This is a genomic window from Micromonospora sp. NBC_01405, assembly GCF_045040155.1.
Taxonomy (GTDB): Bacteria; Actinomycetota; Actinomycetes; order Mycobacteriales; family Micromonosporaceae; genus Micromonospora.
In genome coordinates, this window is sequence record NZ_CP109532.1 from 1338304 (window position 1) to 1356464 (window position 18161).

Annotated in this window: 19 protein-coding genes and 1 tRNA gene; 11 read left to right on the forward strand and 9 right to left on the reverse strand. The window is 74.3% G+C overall.

From position 1 onward, the window contains the following. The gene (locus OG559_RS05140; RefSeq protein ID WP_405112971.1) at positions 1 to 729 is read right to left on the reverse strand and encodes a YcnI family protein; all 729 of its coding nucleotides are present in this window, start codon (positions 727 to 729) and stop codon (positions 1 to 3) included. Positions 730 to 745: 16 nt separating this feature from the next. Further along, on the reverse strand, positions 746 to 2413 hold the full coding sequence (locus tag OG559_RS05145; RefSeq protein WP_405112973.1) for a copper resistance CopC/CopD family protein: 1668 nt from the start codon (positions 2411 to 2413) through the stop codon (positions 746 to 748). Between the two features lie 253 nt (positions 2414 to 2666). On the opposite strand from OG559_RS05145, the gene OG559_RS05150 reads away from it, so the two are divergent. Genes OG559_RS05150 through OG559_RS05165 form a run of 4 tightly spaced genes read left to right on the forward strand, consistent with a single transcriptional unit; the run spans position 2667 to position 5676 of the window. Continuing rightward, positions 2667 to 3281: a sigma-70 family RNA polymerase sigma factor gene (locus OG559_RS05150; protein WP_405112975.1), complete on the forward strand. Its 615-nt coding sequence runs from the start codon at positions 2667 to 2669 to the stop codon at positions 3279 to 3281. A gap of 31 nt (positions 3282 to 3312) precedes the next feature. Then, positions 3313 to 3834, forward strand: a complete 522-nt coding sequence (locus OG559_RS05155) for a MauE/DoxX family redox-associated membrane protein (protein WP_405112977.1) — start codon at positions 3313 to 3315, stop codon at positions 3832 to 3834. Then, positions 3827 to 4543 (forward strand): DsbA family protein, encoded by a 717-nt coding sequence (locus OG559_RS05160; protein WP_405112979.1) that lies wholly within the window; start codon positions 3827 to 3829, stop codon positions 4541 to 4543. Before OG559_RS05155 ends, OG559_RS05160 begins: the two co-directional genes overlap by 8 nt. Continuing rightward, the gene (locus OG559_RS05165) at positions 4540 to 5676 is read left to right on the forward strand and encodes a hypothetical protein (RefSeq protein ID WP_405112981.1); all 1137 of its coding nucleotides are present in this window, start codon (positions 4540 to 4542) and stop codon (positions 5674 to 5676) included. The genes OG559_RS05160 and OG559_RS05165 overlap by 4 nt, the downstream gene beginning before the upstream one ends. Before the next feature lie 41 nt (positions 5677 to 5717). Here OG559_RS05165 and OG559_RS05170 read toward each other — a convergent pair whose 3' ends face one another. The 4 genes from OG559_RS05170 to OG559_RS05185 are packed head-to-tail and all read right to left on the reverse strand — an operon-like array spanning position 5718 to position 8417. Next, a complete protein-coding gene (locus OG559_RS05170; RefSeq protein ID WP_405112983.1) occupies positions 5718 to 6482 on the reverse strand; it encodes an energy-coupling factor ABC transporter ATP-binding protein in 765 nt (254 codons plus the stop codon). Further along, a complete protein-coding gene (gene cbiQ, locus OG559_RS05175) occupies positions 6479 to 7249 on the reverse strand; it encodes a cobalt ECF transporter T component CbiQ (protein ID WP_405112985.1) in 771 nt (256 codons plus the stop codon). The genes OG559_RS05170 and cbiQ overlap by 4 nt, the downstream gene beginning before the upstream one ends. Positions 7250 to 7260: 11 nt before the next feature. Further along, positions 7261 to 7701, reverse strand: coding sequence for a PDGLE domain-containing protein (locus OG559_RS05180; RefSeq protein ID WP_405112987.1), 441 nt, complete (start codon positions 7699 to 7701; stop codon positions 7261 to 7263). Then, positions 7698 to 8417, reverse strand: coding sequence for an energy-coupling factor ABC transporter permease (locus tag OG559_RS05185; protein ID WP_405112989.1), 720 nt, complete (start codon positions 8415 to 8417; stop codon positions 7698 to 7700). The genes OG559_RS05180 and OG559_RS05185 overlap by 4 nt, the downstream gene beginning before the upstream one ends. Before the next feature lie 161 nt (positions 8418 to 8578). Between OG559_RS05185 and bcp the strand changes: the two genes are divergently transcribed. The 3 genes from bcp to OG559_RS05200 all read left to right on the forward strand — a co-directional run bounded on the left by bcp (position 8579) and on the right by OG559_RS05200 (position 10724). Continuing rightward, the gene (gene bcp, locus OG559_RS05190) at positions 8579 to 9055 is read left to right on the forward strand and encodes a thioredoxin-dependent thiol peroxidase (protein ID WP_350886294.1); all 477 of its coding nucleotides are present in this window, start codon (positions 8579 to 8581) and stop codon (positions 9053 to 9055) included. A gap of 928 nt (positions 9056 to 9983) precedes the next feature. After that, a tRNA-Leu gene (locus OG559_RS05195) sits at positions 9984 to 10070 on the forward strand. A 102-nt stretch (positions 10071 to 10172) separates the two neighbouring features. Further along, complete coding sequence (locus tag OG559_RS05200; protein WP_405112991.1) at positions 10173 to 10724, forward strand: GNAT family N-acetyltransferase; 552 nt, start codon at positions 10173 to 10175, stop codon at positions 10722 to 10724. Between the two features lie 35 nt (positions 10725 to 10759). Here OG559_RS05200 and OG559_RS05205 read toward each other — a convergent pair whose 3' ends face one another. Further along, positions 10760 to 11773: a helix-turn-helix transcriptional regulator gene (locus OG559_RS05205; RefSeq protein ID WP_405112993.1), complete on the reverse strand. Its 1014-nt coding sequence runs from the start codon at positions 11771 to 11773 to the stop codon at positions 10760 to 10762. A gap of 134 nt (positions 11774 to 11907) precedes the next feature. On the opposite strand from OG559_RS05205, the gene OG559_RS05210 reads away from it, so the two are divergent. Continuing rightward, entirely contained in the window at positions 11908 to 12333 is a 426-nt protein-coding gene (locus tag OG559_RS05210) for a VOC family protein (protein WP_405112995.1), read from the forward strand. A gap of 63 nt (positions 12334 to 12396) precedes the next feature. Further along, positions 12397 to 13500: a winged helix DNA-binding domain-containing protein gene (locus OG559_RS05215; RefSeq protein ID WP_405112997.1), complete on the forward strand. Its 1104-nt coding sequence runs from the start codon at positions 12397 to 12399 to the stop codon at positions 13498 to 13500. Positions 13501 to 13545: 45 nt separating this feature from the next. On the opposite strand, the gene OG559_RS05220 is transcribed toward OG559_RS05215, so the two are convergent. Together OG559_RS05220 and OG559_RS05225 are read right to left on the reverse strand one after the other, a co-directional pair. After that, positions 13546 to 14361, reverse strand: a complete 816-nt coding sequence (locus tag OG559_RS05220; protein ID WP_405112999.1) for an MOSC domain-containing protein — start codon at positions 14359 to 14361, stop codon at positions 13546 to 13548. Beyond that, the gene (locus OG559_RS05225; protein WP_405113001.1) at positions 14358 to 15191 is read right to left on the reverse strand and encodes a class I SAM-dependent methyltransferase; all 834 of its coding nucleotides are present in this window, start codon (positions 15189 to 15191) and stop codon (positions 14358 to 14360) included. The genes OG559_RS05220 and OG559_RS05225 overlap by 4 nt, the downstream gene beginning before the upstream one ends. 141 nt (positions 15192 to 15332) lie before the next feature. Between OG559_RS05225 and OG559_RS05230 the strand changes: the two genes are divergently transcribed. Together OG559_RS05230 and OG559_RS05235 are read left to right on the forward strand one after the other, a co-directional pair. Continuing rightward, on the forward strand, positions 15333 to 16412 hold the full coding sequence (locus OG559_RS05230) for an LCP family protein (protein WP_405113003.1): 1080 nt from the start codon (positions 15333 to 15335) through the stop codon (positions 16410 to 16412). Between the two features lie 360 nt (positions 16413 to 16772). After that, positions 16773 to 18077, forward strand: a complete 1305-nt coding sequence (locus tag OG559_RS05235; RefSeq protein WP_405116394.1) for a sugar transferase — start codon at positions 16773 to 16775, stop codon at positions 18075 to 18077. The last annotated feature ends 84 nt before the right edge of the window (positions 18078 to 18161 follow it).

Below are 18161 nucleotides of genomic sequence, written 5' to 3' on the forward strand. Positions count from 1 at the left end.
TCAGGACCTCGCGGCCGGCTCCCGCCGGGTACGGGCGAACGCGAGGCCGCCCAGGGCCAGGCCGGCCAACCCGGCGACCAGCCCCGCCACCCCGAACGCGGTGCCCGCGCCACCCTCGGAGTCGTCATCGTCGTCGTCCGCGCCGGCGGCTGCCACGGCCGGCGCCGACGCCCCCGCCGACGGGGCCGCCGCGGTCAGGGTCAGCACCGGCGCGGGCTTCTCCGGCTCCTCGGCCCCGGCGGCGGGCTCCTCGATCCAGCGCACCACGTTGCCGTCCGAGTACGTCTGAAGCGCCTTGAACACCATCGTGTCCACCTCCGGCAGCGGCCCCATCGAGACCGGGAACTCCTGGAACTGGCCCGGCTTGACCGCCGCGTCGCCGGCCGCCGTCCAGGTGATCTTCGACACGGCCTCGGTGACCTCGCTGCCGTGCACCTGCACCGGCGGGTCCACCTTGCGCTTCTCCACCGCCACCGTCCAGCCCGGCAGCGGCATCGTGGACACCGAACCGACCGGGGCGTTCTCCGGCAGCACCACCTCGACCTTGGTCGTGGACGCCTCGTCGCTCTCGTTCGGCACCCGGAACGCGAACCGGCCGTAGCCGCCCTGGGTCGCCTCCTTCGGGTTGACCGAGACGTGCGCCGAGGCGGGCGCGGCCACGCCGAGCACCACGGCGGCGACGCCGAGGGCCAGGACGGCGGCGGTTGCGGAACGCCGGTGACGGAGCATGGGGAACTGCCTCTCTCTAGCGGATGCTCACGGTGGCGCTCACCGTGGCCTGGTCGATGTCCGTGGTCCGGACCGTGAAACGGAACTGCCACTCCCCCACGGCGGGCAGGTTGAACTCCCCGGTCGCGTGGTTGTCGGTCAGCGGCAGCAGCAGGATCTCGATCGGCTCGATCCCGGCCGCCGGCAGCGCGGCGGTGGCCTTCCACTCCTCCACCGGCTGCGGTCGATTGTCCTTCGTGTACGCGTACAGGTGCAGTGAGTTGTTGCCCCGTTCGGCCGGGTCCATCTCGACCTGGAGGGAATAGAGCGGGCTGGACAGGGTGGTGGTGAACAGGCCGGCCTGCGAGCCGTTCACGTCCGCGCCGGCGGTGCGGGCCGGCGGCGTCTGCACCAGGGTCGCCGACACCGCGAGCACCACCGCGGTGATCGCCAACTCCACCCACACCGCCCGCCGCACCGGCGTCGGCCGCCCCGCGGCGGTGCGCCGGCGCACCAGCGCCCGGGAGTACGCGGCCACGCCGAGCACCAGGACGAACAGCACGATCTTGGCCAGCACCAGCCGCCCGTACGTGGTGTCGACCAGGGCGGTCGGGGTGGCCACCTCGATCAGCGCCTGCACCGTGCCGGCGAGCAGCAGCGCCGCGACGGCCAGCGCCGCCCAGCGCGACCAGATCGGCAGGATCGCGCCCAACTCCCGCTCGTCGGCCCGAGGCAGCAGGAACCCGCCGAGCATCACCAACCCGCCCAGCCAGACCGCCATGCTGCCCAGGTGCACCGCGTCGACCACCACCGACACGGCCGGGGCGGGCGAGGCCGCCGGGTGCCCGGCCAGCGGCCAGGTGAGCAGCGCCGCGCCGCCGAGGATCGCCAGGATCACCCCGTCGGTGCGGCCCACCGGCCCGGCGAAGAGCGGGCGGAGCAGGAACGCCGCCGCCGCGAGCAGGCCCAGCCGGACCAGGTGCGTCGCGCCGTACGTGCTGCCCAGCACGTCGCCGAGGCCCGCCCCGGTCACGTCGAACAGCCCGCCCCCGGCGGTGTACGGCACCTGCAACCACAGCTCGGCGAGCGTGGCGAACACCAGCAGGCCCAGCCCCGTCCAGGCCAGCCGGGCCGGGCCCCGGCGGGAGAGCCGACGCGGCCACAGCGCGCCGAGCACCAGCGCCGGGCCGACCAGCAGCAGCAGCCCCGCGTACCCGAGGTACTTGGCGACCTTGACCCCGTGCTCCACCACCGGGTCGGCCCGGTTGTCGGACCCCGCGTCCGTCGGCGGCGTCGACGGGGCACCCACGGAGTAGGTGAACGCGCCGGACACCGGGTGACTGTCCGCCGAGATGACCCGGTAGCTGACCAGGTAGGTGCCCCGCCCGGCGGACGGGTCCACCGGCACGGTCACCACCGTGCTCTTGAAGGCCGGCTCCCCCCGGTCGGCCCGCGCGCCGTCCGGGGCGATCACCCGGATCTTCCCGGCCACCTTGCGCACCGGCTCGCTGAACGTCAGCACCACCTCGGTCGGCCCGCCGGGCACCACGGCGGACGCGGCCGGGCTGCTGCTCACCAGCACCGCATGGGCGCTTGCGGGGGTGGCCGGGGCCAGTAGCAGGGCGACGACGGTGACCAGCAGGCCGGCGAGCGCGCCCACCCGCGCGAGCCGGCGGCGGGGAGGCCGGAGATTGGCAGCAGTCATGTGGGCCATGCTCGCCGACGCGGGGGCCGATCGGCGACCCGGGCCGGCACCCGCGACGGCCCGGACCCGCTGCCCACCGCCGGCGCCTGCGGATCCTCGCCGCCCAGCCGCGCCGACAACGCCGCGCGCACGTCGTCGCATGTCATGAGCGGGTAGTCGGGCCGGGCACCGGGAAAGTTCCCCGAGTGGGCCACGCCATGTAAGGGCCGAAGGACCCTGCCCGGCCCCGATCTGCCGCGTACCCTGATGTGACGTGATCCCCGCCCCGCGTGACCCCGCCGCCGTCGGTCCGCCCGATGCCGCGGGCGTCGGTGCCCGGGGTCCGGCGGTCGACGCGGCCCGGGACGGGGCGACCGACTGGGCGCTCGCCGCGCGCGGCGGCGACCCGGTCGCCCAGGCGGCGTTCGTCCGGGCCACCCAGGCCGAGGTGTGGCGGTTCGCCGCCGCGCTGGTCGACCGGGACAGCGCCGACGACCTCACCCAGGAGACCTACCTGCGGGCGTTCCGGGCGCTGCCCGGCTTCGAGGGGCGCTCCAGCGCCCGGACCTGGCTGCTCGGCATCGCCCGCCGGGCCTGCGCCGACCACCTGCGCACCGTGGTCCGTCGGCGGCGGCTCGCCGAACGGCTGGTCGGCCACGCGCACGCCGACCGCCCGTACCCGGACCCCGCCGGGCAGCTCGGCGCCACCGATCTGGTACGCCGGCTGCCCGCCGAGCGGCGCGGCGCCTTCGTGCTCACCCAACTCCTCGGCCTGTCGTACGCGGAGGCCGCCGCCGTGGAGGGGGTGCCCGTCGGCACCATCCGCTCCCGGGTGGCCCGGGCCCGCGCCGACCTGGTCGAGGCGGTCGGCGACGCACTCGCCGGATGACCGGGAACTTCCGTCGGAGCCGGGGCGACCAATGACCATGACCGCACGACGCATCGGGGCCGTCCGCTGGCCCGCCGTCCGCCCGTGGCTGGGCGTCGCCGCCCGGCTCGGCCTCGCCGCCGTCTGGCTCGTCGCCGGCGGGACCAAGGTCGGCGACCTGGCCGCCTCCGGGCGCGCCGTCAACGCGTACCAGGTGCTGCCGTACGACGTCGCGACGGTGATCGGCGCGGCGCTGCCCTTCGTCGAGCTGGCCCTGGGGCTGCTGCTGCTGGTGGGACTGGCCACCCGGCTGGCCGCCGGGGTGTCGGCCGCGCTCCTGGTGGTCTTCGTCGCCGGCATCGCCTCGGCCTGGGCCCGTGGCCTGGCCATCGACTGCGGCTGCTTCGGCAGCGGCGGGGAGCTCGCCGCCGGACAGGCCCCGAGCTACCTCCCGGAAATCCTCCGGGACCTGGGATTCCTGGCGCTGGCCGGATTCCTGCTGAGCTGGCCCCGCACCCCCGTCTCCGTGGACGGCTGGCTCGCGGACGCACCTGTGGAGGACGAGGATGAGTAGTCGCAAGGGACAGCGGGACACCGCTCGGCTGGTCCGGCAGCAACTGGCCCGGGAACGCCGCCGACGGCGGACCCTCTGGACCTCGGTTGCGGCGGTCGCCGTGCTGGTGATCGCCGGCGGGATCGGCTGGGCCGTCTGGTCCAGCCAGCGCTCCGACACCTTCACCGCCCCGCCCGGCGCGACCGAGAACGGCACCGGAGTCGCGTACGGGGACGGGCCGGCCACCATCGACCTGTACGAGGACTTCCTCTGCCCGGCCTGCAAGCAGTTCCAGCAGAGCAGCGGCGCGACGATCGAGCAGTTGGTCAACGAGGGCAAGGCCCGGGTCGTCTTCCACCCGGTGGCCTACCTCAACCGGTTCTCGACCACCGAGTACTCCACCCGGTCCTCGGCCGCCTCGGGGTGCGCGGCGAAGGGCGGCAAATTCCGGGAGTTCACCGCCGCGCTGTTCGACCGGCAGCCGCCGGAGGGCGGCGCCGGGCTGAGCAACGACGAGCTGGTCGAGATCGGCGCCGGCGTCGGGCTCAACCGGGACGACTTCTCCTCCTGCGTCTCCGACGGCACGTACCGGGCGTGGACCGAGCGCGTCACCGAGGACGCGAGCAAGGCCGGGATCACCGGCACGCCGACGATCAAGGTCAACGGCAAGGAACTCTCCGACCGCAGCCCCGCGGGCATCACGGCGGCGGTGGCGGCGGCCGGCAAGTGACCCCCGCGCCGCTGCGCGGGGGCGGGCTGCTCCGCCGGGGCGGGCTGGTCGCCGCCGCCGCGCTGGTCGCCGTCCTCGGCACCGCCGCGCCGGCCGCCGCGCACGGCGGGGAGGCCCCGGACGGCACCGACTACCGGGCCGAGGCGATCGGCGTCGCCCCGGCCCGCCCGGGGCTGACCGTCCGGGTGGTGGAGGCGGGGGCCCGGCTGGAGCTGGTCAACCGCACCGGGCGGCCGGTCGAGGTGATCGGCTACTCCGGGGAGCCGTACCTGCGGGTCGGGCCCGACGGGGTGTTCGAGAACAGCCGCTCCCCGGCGACATACCTGAACCGGACCCTGTCGGGGGACGCCACCCTGCCCGCCCAGGCCGACCCGGCCGCCGCCCCGGACTGGCGGCGGATCGACGACGGGCCGGCGGCCCGCTGGCACGACCGGCGCATCCGGTGGCAGGAGCCCGACCCGCCCGCGCGGGTGCGCGCCGACCCGACCCGGGAACAGCGGGTCCTGGACTGGGCGGTGCCACTGCGCGACGGCACCGAGCCCGTGGAGGTCCGGGGCACCCTCGACTGGGTGCCGCCGCCGGACCCGTACCCCTGGTGGGTGGCGGCGACCCTCGGCTTCCTCGCGCTGGGCGCCGCCGGGCTGCTGGCCGCCGGCACCGCGGCGGCGGCCAGGGCGCTGGCCGGGGTCGGCGCGGCGCTGGCCCTCGGCGGAGTGGCCGCGATCGTGCTCACCGTCGGCCGGGAGCTGGACGCCGGTGCGTCCGGGGTGGGCGGGGTGCTGGCCGGCCTGCTCGCCGGGCAGGTCTGGGCGGTGCTCACCGGCCTGGGCGCGCTCGCGGCGGGCGGGTACGCGCTGGCCCGCCGCCCCGCCGCCGACTTCGCGCTGGCGCTGGCCGGGGCCTGCCTGGCCCTGTTCGTCGGCGTCACCAACCTCGCCGTCCTCGGCCGCTCGGTTCCCCCGGCCCCCTGGCCCGGCGGCCTGGCCCGCCTCCTGGTCACCGTGATCCTGGCCGCGGGAGCCGGTGCCACGGCCGCCGGAGTCCTCCGCCTCCGCGCCGCCGCCGCGGCCCGCCCCGCCCCGTCGCCCTCCAGCGTCGATCAGGGGCTCGCGCTGGGGAACGAACCGTCCTAGCGCCCATCCACCGGGCACCAGGGCGCCCTGACCGCCTCGGGTCAGGGGTGGGGGGTGAAGCCGTAGGGAAGTTCCAGGCGGTGGGTCGACAGCAACTCCTGGTTCGCCAGGAGCGTGCGGGTGGGGGCGTCGGCGACGATGCGTCCCTCGTCGAGGATGACCGATCGGTCGCACAGCTCCAGCGCGTACGGCAGGTCGTGGGTGACCATCAGCAGCGTCACCGGCAGGGCGCGCAGGATCCCGGCCAGCTCCCGGCGGGCCGCCGGGTCGAGGTTCGACGACGGCTCGTCGAGCACCAGGATCTCCGGCCGCATGGCCAGCACTGTGGCCACCGCCACCCGGCGGCGCTGCCCGAACGACAGGTGGTGCGGGGTGCGGTCCCGGTGCTCGCCCATCCCCACCGCCGCCAGGGCCTCGTCCACCCGGGCCGTCAGCTCCGCCCCACGCAGCCCCAGGTTCGCCGGCCCGAACGCCACGTCCTCGGCGACGGTGGGCAGGAAGAGCTGGTCGTCCGGGTCCTGGAAGACAATGCCCACCCGGCGGCGGATCTCCGCGAGGGTGCTCCGGTCCCGGCTGACGGTCAGCCCGCCGACGCGCACCGAGCCCTCGGTGGCGGTGAGGATGCCGTTGAGGTGCAGCACCAGGGTGGTCTTGCCGGCGCCGTTGGGGCCGAGCAGCGCCACCCGTTCGCCGCGCGGCACGGTCAGGTCCACCCCGTGCAGGGCGACGTGCCCGTCCGGATAGGCGAATCGCACGCCGCGCACGTCGAGGGAGACAGGAGCCGGGGTCTGCACGTACCCGATCATTGCAGGACGACGGCGGCCCCGGCGATGGTGGCCGCGACCAGCGGCACCGCCGACCCGACCAGCCACTGCCCGGCGGTCGCCGCGCCCGCCCCCTGCCAGACCGCCGGCATCCGGCCGGAGTAGCCGCGCGACACCATCGCCAGGTAGACCCGCTCGCCGCGCTCGAACGCGCGCAGGAACAGCGCCCCGATCCCGGCGGCGAACCCGCGCAGCTGCCACAGGAACCGCGGGTCGTCCCCCCGGGAGACCCGGGCCACCCGCATCCGGCGGGCCTCGCCGACCAGCACGTCCAGGTAGCGCAGCATGAAGGTGGCGATCTGGGTGAGGATCTGCGGGCAGCGCAGCCGGTCCAGGCCGACGATCAGGTCCCGGGTCGTCGTGGTCGCCGCGAGCAGCAGCGACGCCAGTACGCCGAGGGTGCCCTTGGCGATGATGTTCCACCCGCCGAGCAGCCCGTCGACGGAGAGACTCAGCCCCGCCACGTCGACCCGCTCGCCCGCCCCGAGGAACGGCAGCGCGAACGCGAACAGCACGAACGGCAGCTCGATCGCCGCCCGGGGCAGCAGCCAGCCCGGCCCCACCCGGGCCAGCGCGGCCACCACCGCGACCAGCAGGGCGTACCCGCCGAAGGCCCAGAACGCCGCGCGCGGGGTGGCCACCACCGCGACGGTGAACAGCACCATCGCGGCGATCTTCACCTCCGGCGGGAGGCGGTGCACCGGCGAGCTCGACTCCCGGTAGAGCACGTGGGCGTGGCCGGCCCCCATCGCCGTCCCGCCTACCGGCTGTTCGCCACGCGCGAGGCGTCGTCGCCGCGCCCGCCGCCGACCGGGTCGCCCCCGGCCCGGTCGCCGCCGGTCGGTCCGGCGGCGGTGGCGTGGCCGGCGCCCCGGCGGCGCAGCAACCAGAACACGCCGCCACCGACGGCGAAGGTGAGCAGCACCCCGAGGACGCCGGAGAGGCCGGTGGAGAGGAAGTCGTTGTCCACGCCCCGGATGCCGTAGTCGGCCAGCGGGCTGTCGGCCAGCTCGTGGTCCTGCGCCTGCTGCGCCGGGCAGCTGCCGCCGGTGATCTCGTCCTCGGCGTTGACCGTGCAGCCCTTGAGCAGCGACGAGTCCAACCCGTCCGGGTGTGCCGAGGCGTAGTTGCTGACCACACCGGCCAGCAGCAGTGCGACCAGCAGGCCGCCGACGACGAATCCCCAGGGACGCTTGCTCATCGGGCACCTCCGGCGACCGGGACGACGGGAGCCGGCGCGGCCGGCTTCAGGGCGCGCAGCGCGTACACGAGATCGGGGCGGACCTTCGCGACGGTGAGCACGGTGGTCGCGGTGATCAGGCCCTCGCCGATGCCGATCAGCAGGTGGGCGCCGGCCATGGTGCCGGCCAGGCCGGCCAGGTTGCCGCCCAGGTCGGTGGTGCCACCCAGCCAGTACTGCAGCACGAAGCCCTGGGACGCGACGACGACGCTGACCAGCGCCGAGACGAAGGCGGTCACGCCGAGGCCGGCCGGAGTGCGGGGCAGCACCCGCAGCAGCAGGGTGATCAGCAGATACGCTGCGGCGGTGCCGAGGACGGCCATGTTGCTGATGTTCAGGCCGAGCATGGCCACCCCGCCGTCGCCGAAGACCAGCGCCTGCACGACCAGCACGACCGCCACGCAGAGCGCGCCGACCCACGGGCCGACCAGCATCGCGGCGAGCGCTCCGCCGAGCAGGTGACCGCTCACGCCGGCGGTGAAGATCGGGAAGTTGAGCATCTGGACGGCGAAGATGAACGCGGCGACCAGGCCGGCCATCGGGGCGAGCCGGTCGTCCAGGTCGCGCCGGCCACGCAGCACGCACAGGGCCAGCACCGCCAGCGCGAAGGCGGCGAAGAGGGCGGCGACGGGACCGTTGACGATCCCGTTGGAGATGTGCATCGCCAGGGTTTCCACTCGACCTCCCGGAGCGCGGTGGGCGGGCCCACACCGACGGGGTGAGCCTATTTCCAGGGAACCACTGTTGCCAATAGCTTGCAACAAGCCATGAAGTTGCTCACGAGTGTCGGCGCGTCGCCCCCGCCGGCCCGCCCCGGGGCGGCGGTAGGGTTTCCGCCATGACCGCGCCCGCCCGCCTCAACCCCGGTGACCCCGCGCCCGAGTTCACCCTGCCGACCGACACCGGCGAGACCCTCTCCCTGGCCGACCTGCGCGGCCGGAAGGTCATCCTGTACGCCTACCCCGCCGCGATGACCCCCGGCTGCACCAAGCAGGCGTGCGACTTCCGCGACTCGCTCGCCTCGCTCCAGGCGGCCGGCTACGAGGTGGTCGGCATCTCCCCCGACAAGCCGGAGAAGCTGGCGAAGTTCCGCGACCGGGACGCCATCACCTTCCCGCTGGTCGGCGACGCCGACAAGGCGGTGCTCACCGCATACGGCGCGTACGGCGAGAAGCAGTCGTACGGCCGGACGGTGACCGGGGTGATCCGGTCCACCTTCGTCATCGACCCGGACGGGAAGATCGAGCGGGCGCTCTACAACGTCAAGGCCACCGGCCACGTCGCCAAGCTGCGCCGCGACCTCGGGCTGGACTGAGACCGTCACACCGGGCCACTACCCTTCGCACGTGGCCCGTTACAAGTACTCGGAGGCGCTGCTACGGGACGTCGTCGCAGTCTCGAACAGCATCGCGGACGTCATGAGACACCTGGGCCTGGCCCAGAACGGCGGCTCCCACGCGCATCTGAGGCGGCGGATCGACGCGCACGGCATCGACACCTCCCACTTTCGGCGCACCGGCCTCCGGCGAGCGTCGGGGCCACCCGCCCGGTCCCCGGACGACCTGCTCGTGTCACGGGATCCGAGCCGCCGCCGGGCACATCCGGACGTGCTTCGCCGGGCCCTGGCGTCGACCGGAGTGCCCCTGCTGTGCGCCGACTGCGGTGTGGGTTCGCGCTGGAACGGCCGCCCCCTCACACTCCAGGTCGATCATCGCAACGGTCGCTTCTGGGACTGCCGGCGCGAGAACCTCCGCCTGCTCTGCCCGAACTGCCACAGCCAGACCCCCACCTACGCCGGCCGGAACCGCCGCCGGTTCGGGGTGACCACACCGGAGACGGCGTCCGCTGACGAAGCGAACGGGTCCGCCGCGACGCGGGCGGTCACGACCGAGGAACTGGTCGAGTTGTTCCGTCTCGTCGACCGCCGGGAACTGGACGCGGGGGAAGCGGCACGTCGGGCCGGCTGCCACCCGAGCTACCTTCACCGCCTCCGCAAGCGTCTGGAGGAGCAGGGCTCGGTGTCGCGGAGGCAGGGTGGGCGACGGTGGCGGGCAGCCGCGGTCCGCGAAACCGTGCTCCACCACGCGCTGGACAACCCCACGCTCGGGCCGAAAAAGCTGGCATGTCTGCTACGGGAGTTGCCCGAGGGCGGCTGCGCGGTCAGCCACGGCACCATCTCCGCCATCCTGCGGGCGGCGGCGCTCAACACGGTGGCGGCCCGACGCTCTAGACTTTCCGCGTCGGCGGGAGTGGCGGAATCGGCAGACGCGCAGGATTTAGGTTCCTGTGTCCGTGAGGACGTGGGGGTTCAAGTCCCCTCTCCCGCACCAACGAACTGACCGCCGGCGGCACGGGTCGGCCCCCGTGCCGTCGGCTGTCGGGCGCGTCACGATCACATGCCGGGCGGGGCCGCCCGGCGGCAGGATGGCGGCGTGAGTCTGCGCTTCGTCCTCGACCCCGAGCTGACCCCCGAACTGCGCGAGCAGATCGTCCGCCTCTGGGTCGACGTCACCAACGCCGGCGGCGCGGTCGGCTTCGTGGCGCCGGTCACCGCCGCCGACGTCCGTCCCGTCGCGGAGGCGACCTTCGTCGACCTCGTCGACGGCCCGGACCGGCTGCTCGTCGGGTACGACGGCGCGCGTGCCGTGGCCGTGCTGATCTTCGCCGACAACCGGTTCCACCTCAAGGCGCACTGGTGCACCCTGAAGCGGGTGATGGTGCACCCCGACACCCAGGGCCGGGGACACGGGCTGGCGCTGATGCGCGAGGCGGAGCGGCTCGGCCGCAGTCTGGGCTGGGAGGCGCTGCACATCACGGTGCGGGGTGGGCTGGGGCTGGAACGGTTCTACGCGCGGCTCGGCTACCGGGAGGTGGGCCGGCTGCCGGGCGCGCTGCGGGTCGCCCCGGGCGACGACCGGGACGAGGTCCTCATGTGGCTCGACCTGACCGCCGGCGGGTGCCCCGACGCCGCCCCGACCGCCTGATCCCCGTCGCCCGTCCGGGCTCGGTGCTCACCCGCTCACCCGTTCGGCTCGACTCGGGATGCCGGTGCTGCGGTGCCGGAACCGGCTGCGGTTCTGGTGAACCGGCGGGCGAGGTGTGCGAAGGCGTTGGTCAGTTCGTCGGGGCCGACGACGTCGATGTCGGCGTCGAACCGGGCGACGGCGGCGGCGAGGCTGGGCCATGACCATGATCCGAGGGTGAGCCGGCAGCGGTCGGGGCCGAACTCCTCGACGACGCCGTCGCGGGTGTAGAGGGCTGCGGTGGCCGCGGGCAGGTCGAGGATCACCGTGCCTCGGCAGGGCCAGCCACCGGAGGCGTCGTCGGAGCCGCGGAACCTGCCGATGACGTAGGTGGCGACGTCTCCTCCGGGCAGCGCGCGTGGGGTGAACCGGGGCCCGTTCGGGGTACGCAGGATGATCCGGTCGACGCGGAAGATGCGCCACTCGTCGCGGTCGAGGTCCCACGCGACGAGGTACCAGCGTCCGTCCCAGGTGATGACGTGGTGTGGCTCGACGCGGCGCGGGTGCTTGTCCGCGCCCTCGGAGGCGTAGTCGAAGCGCAGCACCTCGTGGGCGTGGACGGCCGCGCTGATCGCCAGGAGCACGTCGCCGTCGACCGGTGCGACCGGCCGGGTGGTGGGCGGTTCGACGGCGGTGACTCGCAGGGCGTTGACGCGGTGTCGTAGCCGGGCGGGCAGGACCTGCCGGATGGTGTCCAGTGCCCGCGCGGCGGCTTCGGCGAGGCCGTCGCCGGGGGTGGTGGCCGCGATCTGCAGGGCGATGATGAGGGCGACGGCCTGTTCGTCGTCGAACAGCAGCGGGGGTAGTTCGGTGCCGGCGCTGAGCCGGTAGCCGCCGTCGGGGCCTTTGACTGCGGCGATGGGGTAGCCGAGTTCGCGTAGCCGGTCGACGTCGCGGCGCACGGTGCGCAGGCTGATGTCCAGGCGTTCGGCGAGCAGCGTGCCGGGCCAGTCCCGGCGGGCCTGCAGAAGTGACAGCAGGGCCAGCAGTCGGGCGGAGGTTTTCGGCATGAGTTCGATCCTGCCCGCAGTAGGTGCCACATCCTGGCACCTACTGCTGCGAGCCTTTCTCTCACGCGGGCCGGCCACGACGATCCGGCGAAGCCGGCCACCTCCCCCTTTGACATCTCTCGACAGGAGCCACCATGGGCATCGTCACCACCACCCACCTGAATTTCCGCGGCGACGCCCGAGAGGCGCTGGAGTTCTACCAGTCCGTGTTCGGCGGCCAGATCGCCCTGGTGACCTACTCCGACGCCCACAACGTCTCGGCCCCGGCCGAGGCCGACCAGATCATGTGGGGCCAGGTCCAGGCCGATAACGGATTCCACGTGATGGCCTACGACGTGCCCGGCAACCAGTCCTACAGCCCCGGTGACAAGCCGGTCTTCGTCTCCGTCCGAGGCCAGGACGAGGACGAGATCACCACCTGCTGGAAGGGCCTGTCCGAAGGCGCGACCGTCATCCAGGACCTCGGCCCCGCGGGCTGGGCCCCGCTCTACGGCATGCTCAAGGACCGCTTCGGCGTCACCTGGGTTCTCGACGTCGCGGTCGAGCACCACGCCGGCTGACCCGCCGCCTGGTGCACACGCACACGCCCTTGGGCCGCCCGACCTGACCACGACGGAGCAGTTGTGACCACGCGCCTCGACGCCCGCGCGCTCAATCGAGCGACCCTGGCACGCCAATTCCTGCTCGAACGCACCGGGGCGACCGTGCTCAGCACGGTCGCCCGGCTGGGCGGACTGCAGGCCCAAGAACCACAGGAACCCTTCATCGGCCTCTGGTCCCGCGTGAACGGCTTCGATCCCGAAGAACTCAGCCGGCTCATCGAGCAGCGGATCCTGGTACGGCTGCACCTCATGCGCCGCACCGTGCACCTCGTTTCCGCCGACGACGCATGGAACTGGCGGCCACGTCACCACACCCTGCTCCGGCAACGGACCCTCGGCACCTACCGTCGCGAGCTCACCGGGCTCGACCCGGACGACCTCGCGGCCCGGGCGCAGGCGCTCATGGCCGACGGCCGGGCCCGCTCACTCGGCGACGTCGGACGCGCCCTGGCCGAGCACTGGCCGGGGCCAGCGCCTCGCGTACTGGGCGAAGCCGTCGTCGCCGCGCTCGTGCCGACGGTCCAGCTCCCGCCGCGCGGCACCTGGCGCAGCACCGCCGGGGCGCTGTACCTGCCCCTGTCCACCTGGCTCGGCCGTCCCGCCCCGCCCGGTGCCACGCCGGAGGTCTCGCTGGCGGCCGGTCACGCCGACCCCGTCGGCGAGGACCTGGTGCGCCGATATCTGCGGGCGTTCGGCCCCGCCGCCAGCGCCGACCTGCGCGCCTGGTGCGGGCTGGCCGGTCTGCCCCACGCCGTGAAGGCGGTCCGCGACGAGCTGATCAGCTTCCGCGACCACCGCGGCCGCGAACTACTCGACCTCCCCGACGCCCCACGGCCCGAGCCCGACACGCCCGCGCCCGTCCGTTTTCTACCGGCCTTCGACAACGTCATCCTCGGCTACCACGACCGCAGCCGCATCATCGACGACAGCCACCGGGGCCTGTCCGTGGCCGGGGAGCGCCTTGTCCTCGTCGACGGCCGGGTGGCCGCCACCTGGACCGGTACCGCCGGAACCATCACCGTCGCACCACTGCGTGACTTCACCCGCGCCGAACACACCGCGGTCGCCCAGGAAGCCGAGCGCCTCGCGGCATTCCTGTCGGACACCGCACGCGGGCGGCCGTGACCCACGGCCGATCGCTGCGCGTCGGCCGTCACCGGCCGCGGCCGGTCAGTCCGCCACCGTCACCGGGTCGCCGACCCGCACCAGGCCCGGGCCGTCGGGGACCAGGTGCAGGCCGAAGGGGAGCTTCCCGTCGATGGTGCGGTGCCGCCCGAGGGTGCGCAGCGGCTCCTTTCCGCGTACCCCCGTCTCCTGGTCGGTGGTGGTGACCACGCAGCGGCCGCACGTGCCGGCGGCGCGGAACCGGGCGGAGCCGATCCACACGGGTCGGCCGGCCCAGTCGTCCTCGGCCCAGGCGGGGGCGCCCTCGACGACCAGGTTGGGCCGGAACCGGCTGATCGGCACGGGCGCCTCGCCGGCCTCGGCCAGCCAGCCGTTGAGCGCGTCGAGGGAGCCGGTGGTGGCCAGCAGCAGGGGGTACTGGTCGGCGAAGCTGACCCGGTCGCCGGTGTCGTAGGCGCGGGCGCCGGGCGCCAGGTGCCGGGTGGGCCGGGCCAGGTGGACCAGGCGGGCCGGGCGGCCGAGCAGGGCGGTGAGCCAGTCGTCGGCGGCCGGCCCGGCGGGGAGCGCGGGGACCAGCAGCCGGTTGCGGAACACCCGCACGGGCAGTGGCTCCACCCCGGTCGGCTCGGCGACGTCCAGGTCGGGGCGGCCGGCGGCCCGCAGCACCAGGCCGCCGTCGCGGGGAGCGGCCCGCAGCCCGACCAGCGCGGTGGCCTCCCGCTGGGTGATGCCGAGGCCGTCGGCGTCGACCACCAGCCAACGCCGGTCGCCGGCCAGGCCCCACGGTTCCACCCGGGCGCCGTCGTGGTCCAGCCGGTGGCAGCCCTTGACCGGGTACGTGTGCACGGCCGCCAGCCTCACCAGGCCGCCCCGATCCCGTCGCCCGGGTACCAGTGCCGGGCCGGTGTCTCCCGGTACGCGAGGAAGCGGCGGCCGGTGCGTTCGGCGTGTTCGGCGAGAACGTTGGTGGTGGTGACGTTGTCGGTGAGCAGCAGCGCGCCGGGGGCGAGCTTCGGCTCGACGGCGTCGAACTCGCGCTTCTCGTGCGCCCGGCTGTGGTCGCTGTCGTGCAGGAAGAGGTCGACGGGGCGGTCGAGGGCCTCGATCGAGGCGATGGAGTCGCCGACGACCAGGTCGACCACCTCCGACCAGGGCGCGGTGCGGGCCAGGTAACCGGCCTCGGGGTTGATGTCCAGCGAGGTGACCCGGCCAGGGTGCCCCTCGGCGGCGTTGCGCAGCAAGGCGGCGCCCAGCACGCAGCTGCCCAGCCCCTTGTCGACACCGGTCTCCACGACGTGCGCGGGGCGGGTGGCGCGGACCATGGCGTACCAGCCGATCCGGCGGGCGTAGCGGACCTGCCGGTCGGCCAGGCCCCGGCGGGACGCCTCGGCGGTGGCCCGCTCGATGTGCCCGCGCAGTTCCTCGTCGCCCTCGATCTCGGCGAACCAGCCCCGGACCCGGGCCACCGGCACGTCGCACGCGACGCTGACGAACCAGGCCAGGTGCTGCCGGCTCAGCTTGGTCAGCTCGTACGTGTAGTTGTGGTGCTCGCGGGAGGTGACCAGCCACCGGGCGGAGGCGCGCAGCACCTTGGCGTCATGTCGGGCCACCCGGGCGAGCCGCTTGGGAAAGGCGGCGACCGGGGCGAGTCTGGTGCGGGCAATGGCTCGGCGCAGCTTCGTCGCGTCCACGTGAGGGTTTTACCAGGTTCAGGAAGACGCGGGGGATGAAAGTTTCCATTCACCCGCCGGCCGTCGCCGTCGCGCCACCGGGCCGGCACGCCGGCCGGACCGGGCACATGGGCGGCGTCCGGAATCAGTAGCATCGCCGCCATGTCTCGTCCCCAGCAGGTCGCGGAGCCGGCCGAGGAGAGCCCGGTCGGTTCGACGCGGGCCGGTGCCGGCGCAGACCCGGCCGCGCGGCCGGCGAAGCGGCGCCGGTGGCGGCGGATCGCGCTCGTGACCGTGCTGGTGGTGGCGCTGCTCGGCGCGGGCGGCACGGTCGCCGGCGTGCTGTGGCTGCGGTCGGTCGAGCAGGGCATCGACCGGGTCGACGCGTTCACCGACGTGCCGGAGGAGGCCCGGCCCGAGCCCGTGGTCCGGGGTGCGCTGAACATCATGATCCTGGGCAGCGACTCCCGGGACCCGGAGAGCAGCTCCGGCTCGCGAACCGACACGATCATCCTGGCGCACCTGCCGAAGGACCGGTCGAGCGCTCAGCTCATCTCCATTCCCCGGGACACCTGGGTCCCGGTCCCCCGCTCGAAGGACGGCCGGCACGGCGGCCGGGAGGCGAAGATCAACGCCGCGTTCGCCTGGGGTGGGGTGCCGCTGATGGTGCAGACGGTCGAGAAGTTCACCGGGGTGCGGATCGACCACGTGGCGATGGTCGACTTCGCCGGCTTCAAGGAAATCGTCGACGCGCTGGACGGCATCGAGGTCGACATCGAGCGTGGCTTCACCTCGACCCACTCCCTCAACCCGGACAGCCGGCGCACCTTCGCGCAGGGCCGGCAGACCCTCGACGGCGCGGCCGCGCTGGACTACGCGCGGGAGCGCTACGCCTTCCCCGACGGCGACTTCGCCCGCATCCGCCACCAGCAGCAGGTCATCAAGGCCATCCTGGACAAGGCGGCCTCGGGCGGGCTGCTGACGAACCCGGCCCGGCTCAACACGTTCGTGCGGGCCACCACCGACGCGGTCGCCGTCGACAGATCACTGTCCCTGGTGGACCTGGCCACCGAGATGCGGCACCTGCGCAGCGGCAACCTCGGTTTCTTCACCTGCCCGACCCGGGGCACCGGCCGGGTCGGCAGCGAGAGCGTGGTGTTCGTCGACACGGCCAGGGCCCGGTCCTTCTTCGACGCGGTCCGCCGGGACTCGGTGCCGGACATCCGCAAGGCCGGAGCGTAGCGATCGGACGCCCGTCCGGGTATGGCGACCGGTGGTGACCGGCCGTATCCTGCCTTCGGCCTGGCGGATCCCCGTCGCCGCCGGGGCCGTGACGGGGGAGGTCACGCAACCATGTCCAGCCAGCCTGCGGTGAGCCGGGACGCCGTGGTCGCCGCCCAGTCCGACGGCGGGCCACGGCGTCCCGGGGTGCCGCCCGTCGCCGGCGAGGGCAACGACGCCGAGCCCCCGCCGCCGGGCGACCGGTCGGGCGCGTCCCGACCGTCGGACGCCGCCCCGGGCCGGCCGGGCCTGGACACCACGGCGGTGCTGCCGTACGCGGGTTCGCGGGCGTCGCGGCGCACCCGAGGGCTGCGAGCCTGGATGATCATCGCCCCGGCCGACCTGGCCGCGCTCCTGGCCCCGCTGCTGCTGACCACGCGGTTCTGGCGCGGCACCCTGGTCATGGCCGCCCTGACGGTGACCGTCTTCGCGGTGGGCGGGCTCTACCGGGCCCGCCGGCACACCAGCCTCCTGGACGAGCTGCCCAGCCTCACCGGGCGGCTGCTGGCCTGCGGAGCGATCGTCGCCATCATCGCGGCGATGCGACACGACCCGGCGGACGACGCAGCCGGTTTCATGCGTGGGGTGGCGGTCTCCGCCGCCCTGGTCATCGTCAGCCGGGCGGTCACCCGGGCCCTCGCCGACATGGCCCGCAGGCGTCGCTGGGTCGAGCACAACGCGCTCGTCATCGGCAGCGGGCCGGTCGCCGCCGAACTGGCCCGGATGCTGCGCCGCTACCCGCGGTACGGCCTGCGCTTCGTCGGCTGCGTCGACGCCGCCGAGGCACACGCGCCGGGGCGGCTGCCGGCGATCGGCACGCTGGACGACCTGGAGCGGCTGGTCGAGCTGGTCGAGTGCGAGGTACTGATCATCGCCGACCCGTCCTGCCCGGAGCCGGCCCTGATGGAGCTGCTCCGCCGCCCGGCCAGCGCCGGGTGCGACCTGTGGGCGGTGCCCCGGCTGTGGGGGTCCCGCACCCACGACGGGAACCCGGACCACATCGGGGCCATCCCGATCGTCAAGGTCGGCGACACCACGTTCTCGGGTCCGAAGTGGGCGGTCAAGCGGGCCTCCGACGTGGTGATCGCCTCGGTCGCGCTGGTGGTGCTGAGCCCCGTCCTGCTGCTCTGCGCCCTCGCCACGTACCTGGAGGACCGGCGCGGGATCTTCTTCCTCCAGGAGCGGGTGGGCCGGCACGGGCGGCTCTTCCGGGTCGTCAAGTTCCGCTCCATGCGCCCGGTCGACGAGAACGAGTCGCGCACCACCTGGTCGATCGCCCACGACCGGCGGGTCGGCCCGGTCGGGCGGTTCCTCCGCCGGACGTCCCTGGACGAGCTGCCCCAGCTGTGGAACATCCTCCGGGGGGACATGAGCGTGGTCGGGCCGCGCCCCGAACGGCCGCACTTCGTCGAGCAGTTCTCGGCGCAGTACCCGCAGTACGCGATGCGCCACCGGGTCCCGGTCGGGTTGACCGGGCTGGCGCAGGTGAGCGGCCTGCGGGGGGACACCCCGATCTCCGACCGGGCGCGCTTCGACAACTACTACATCGAGAACTGGTCACTGTGGCTGGACGTCAAGGTGATCCTCCGTACGGTGGCGGAGGTGTTCCGCGGCGGCCGGCACTGACGGCCGGTGCCGCCCGTCCGGGGCCCGCCGGGGTCGTGGGATCATCGATCCGGGCCGGTCCACACCGCTGACCAGGCCGGTTCA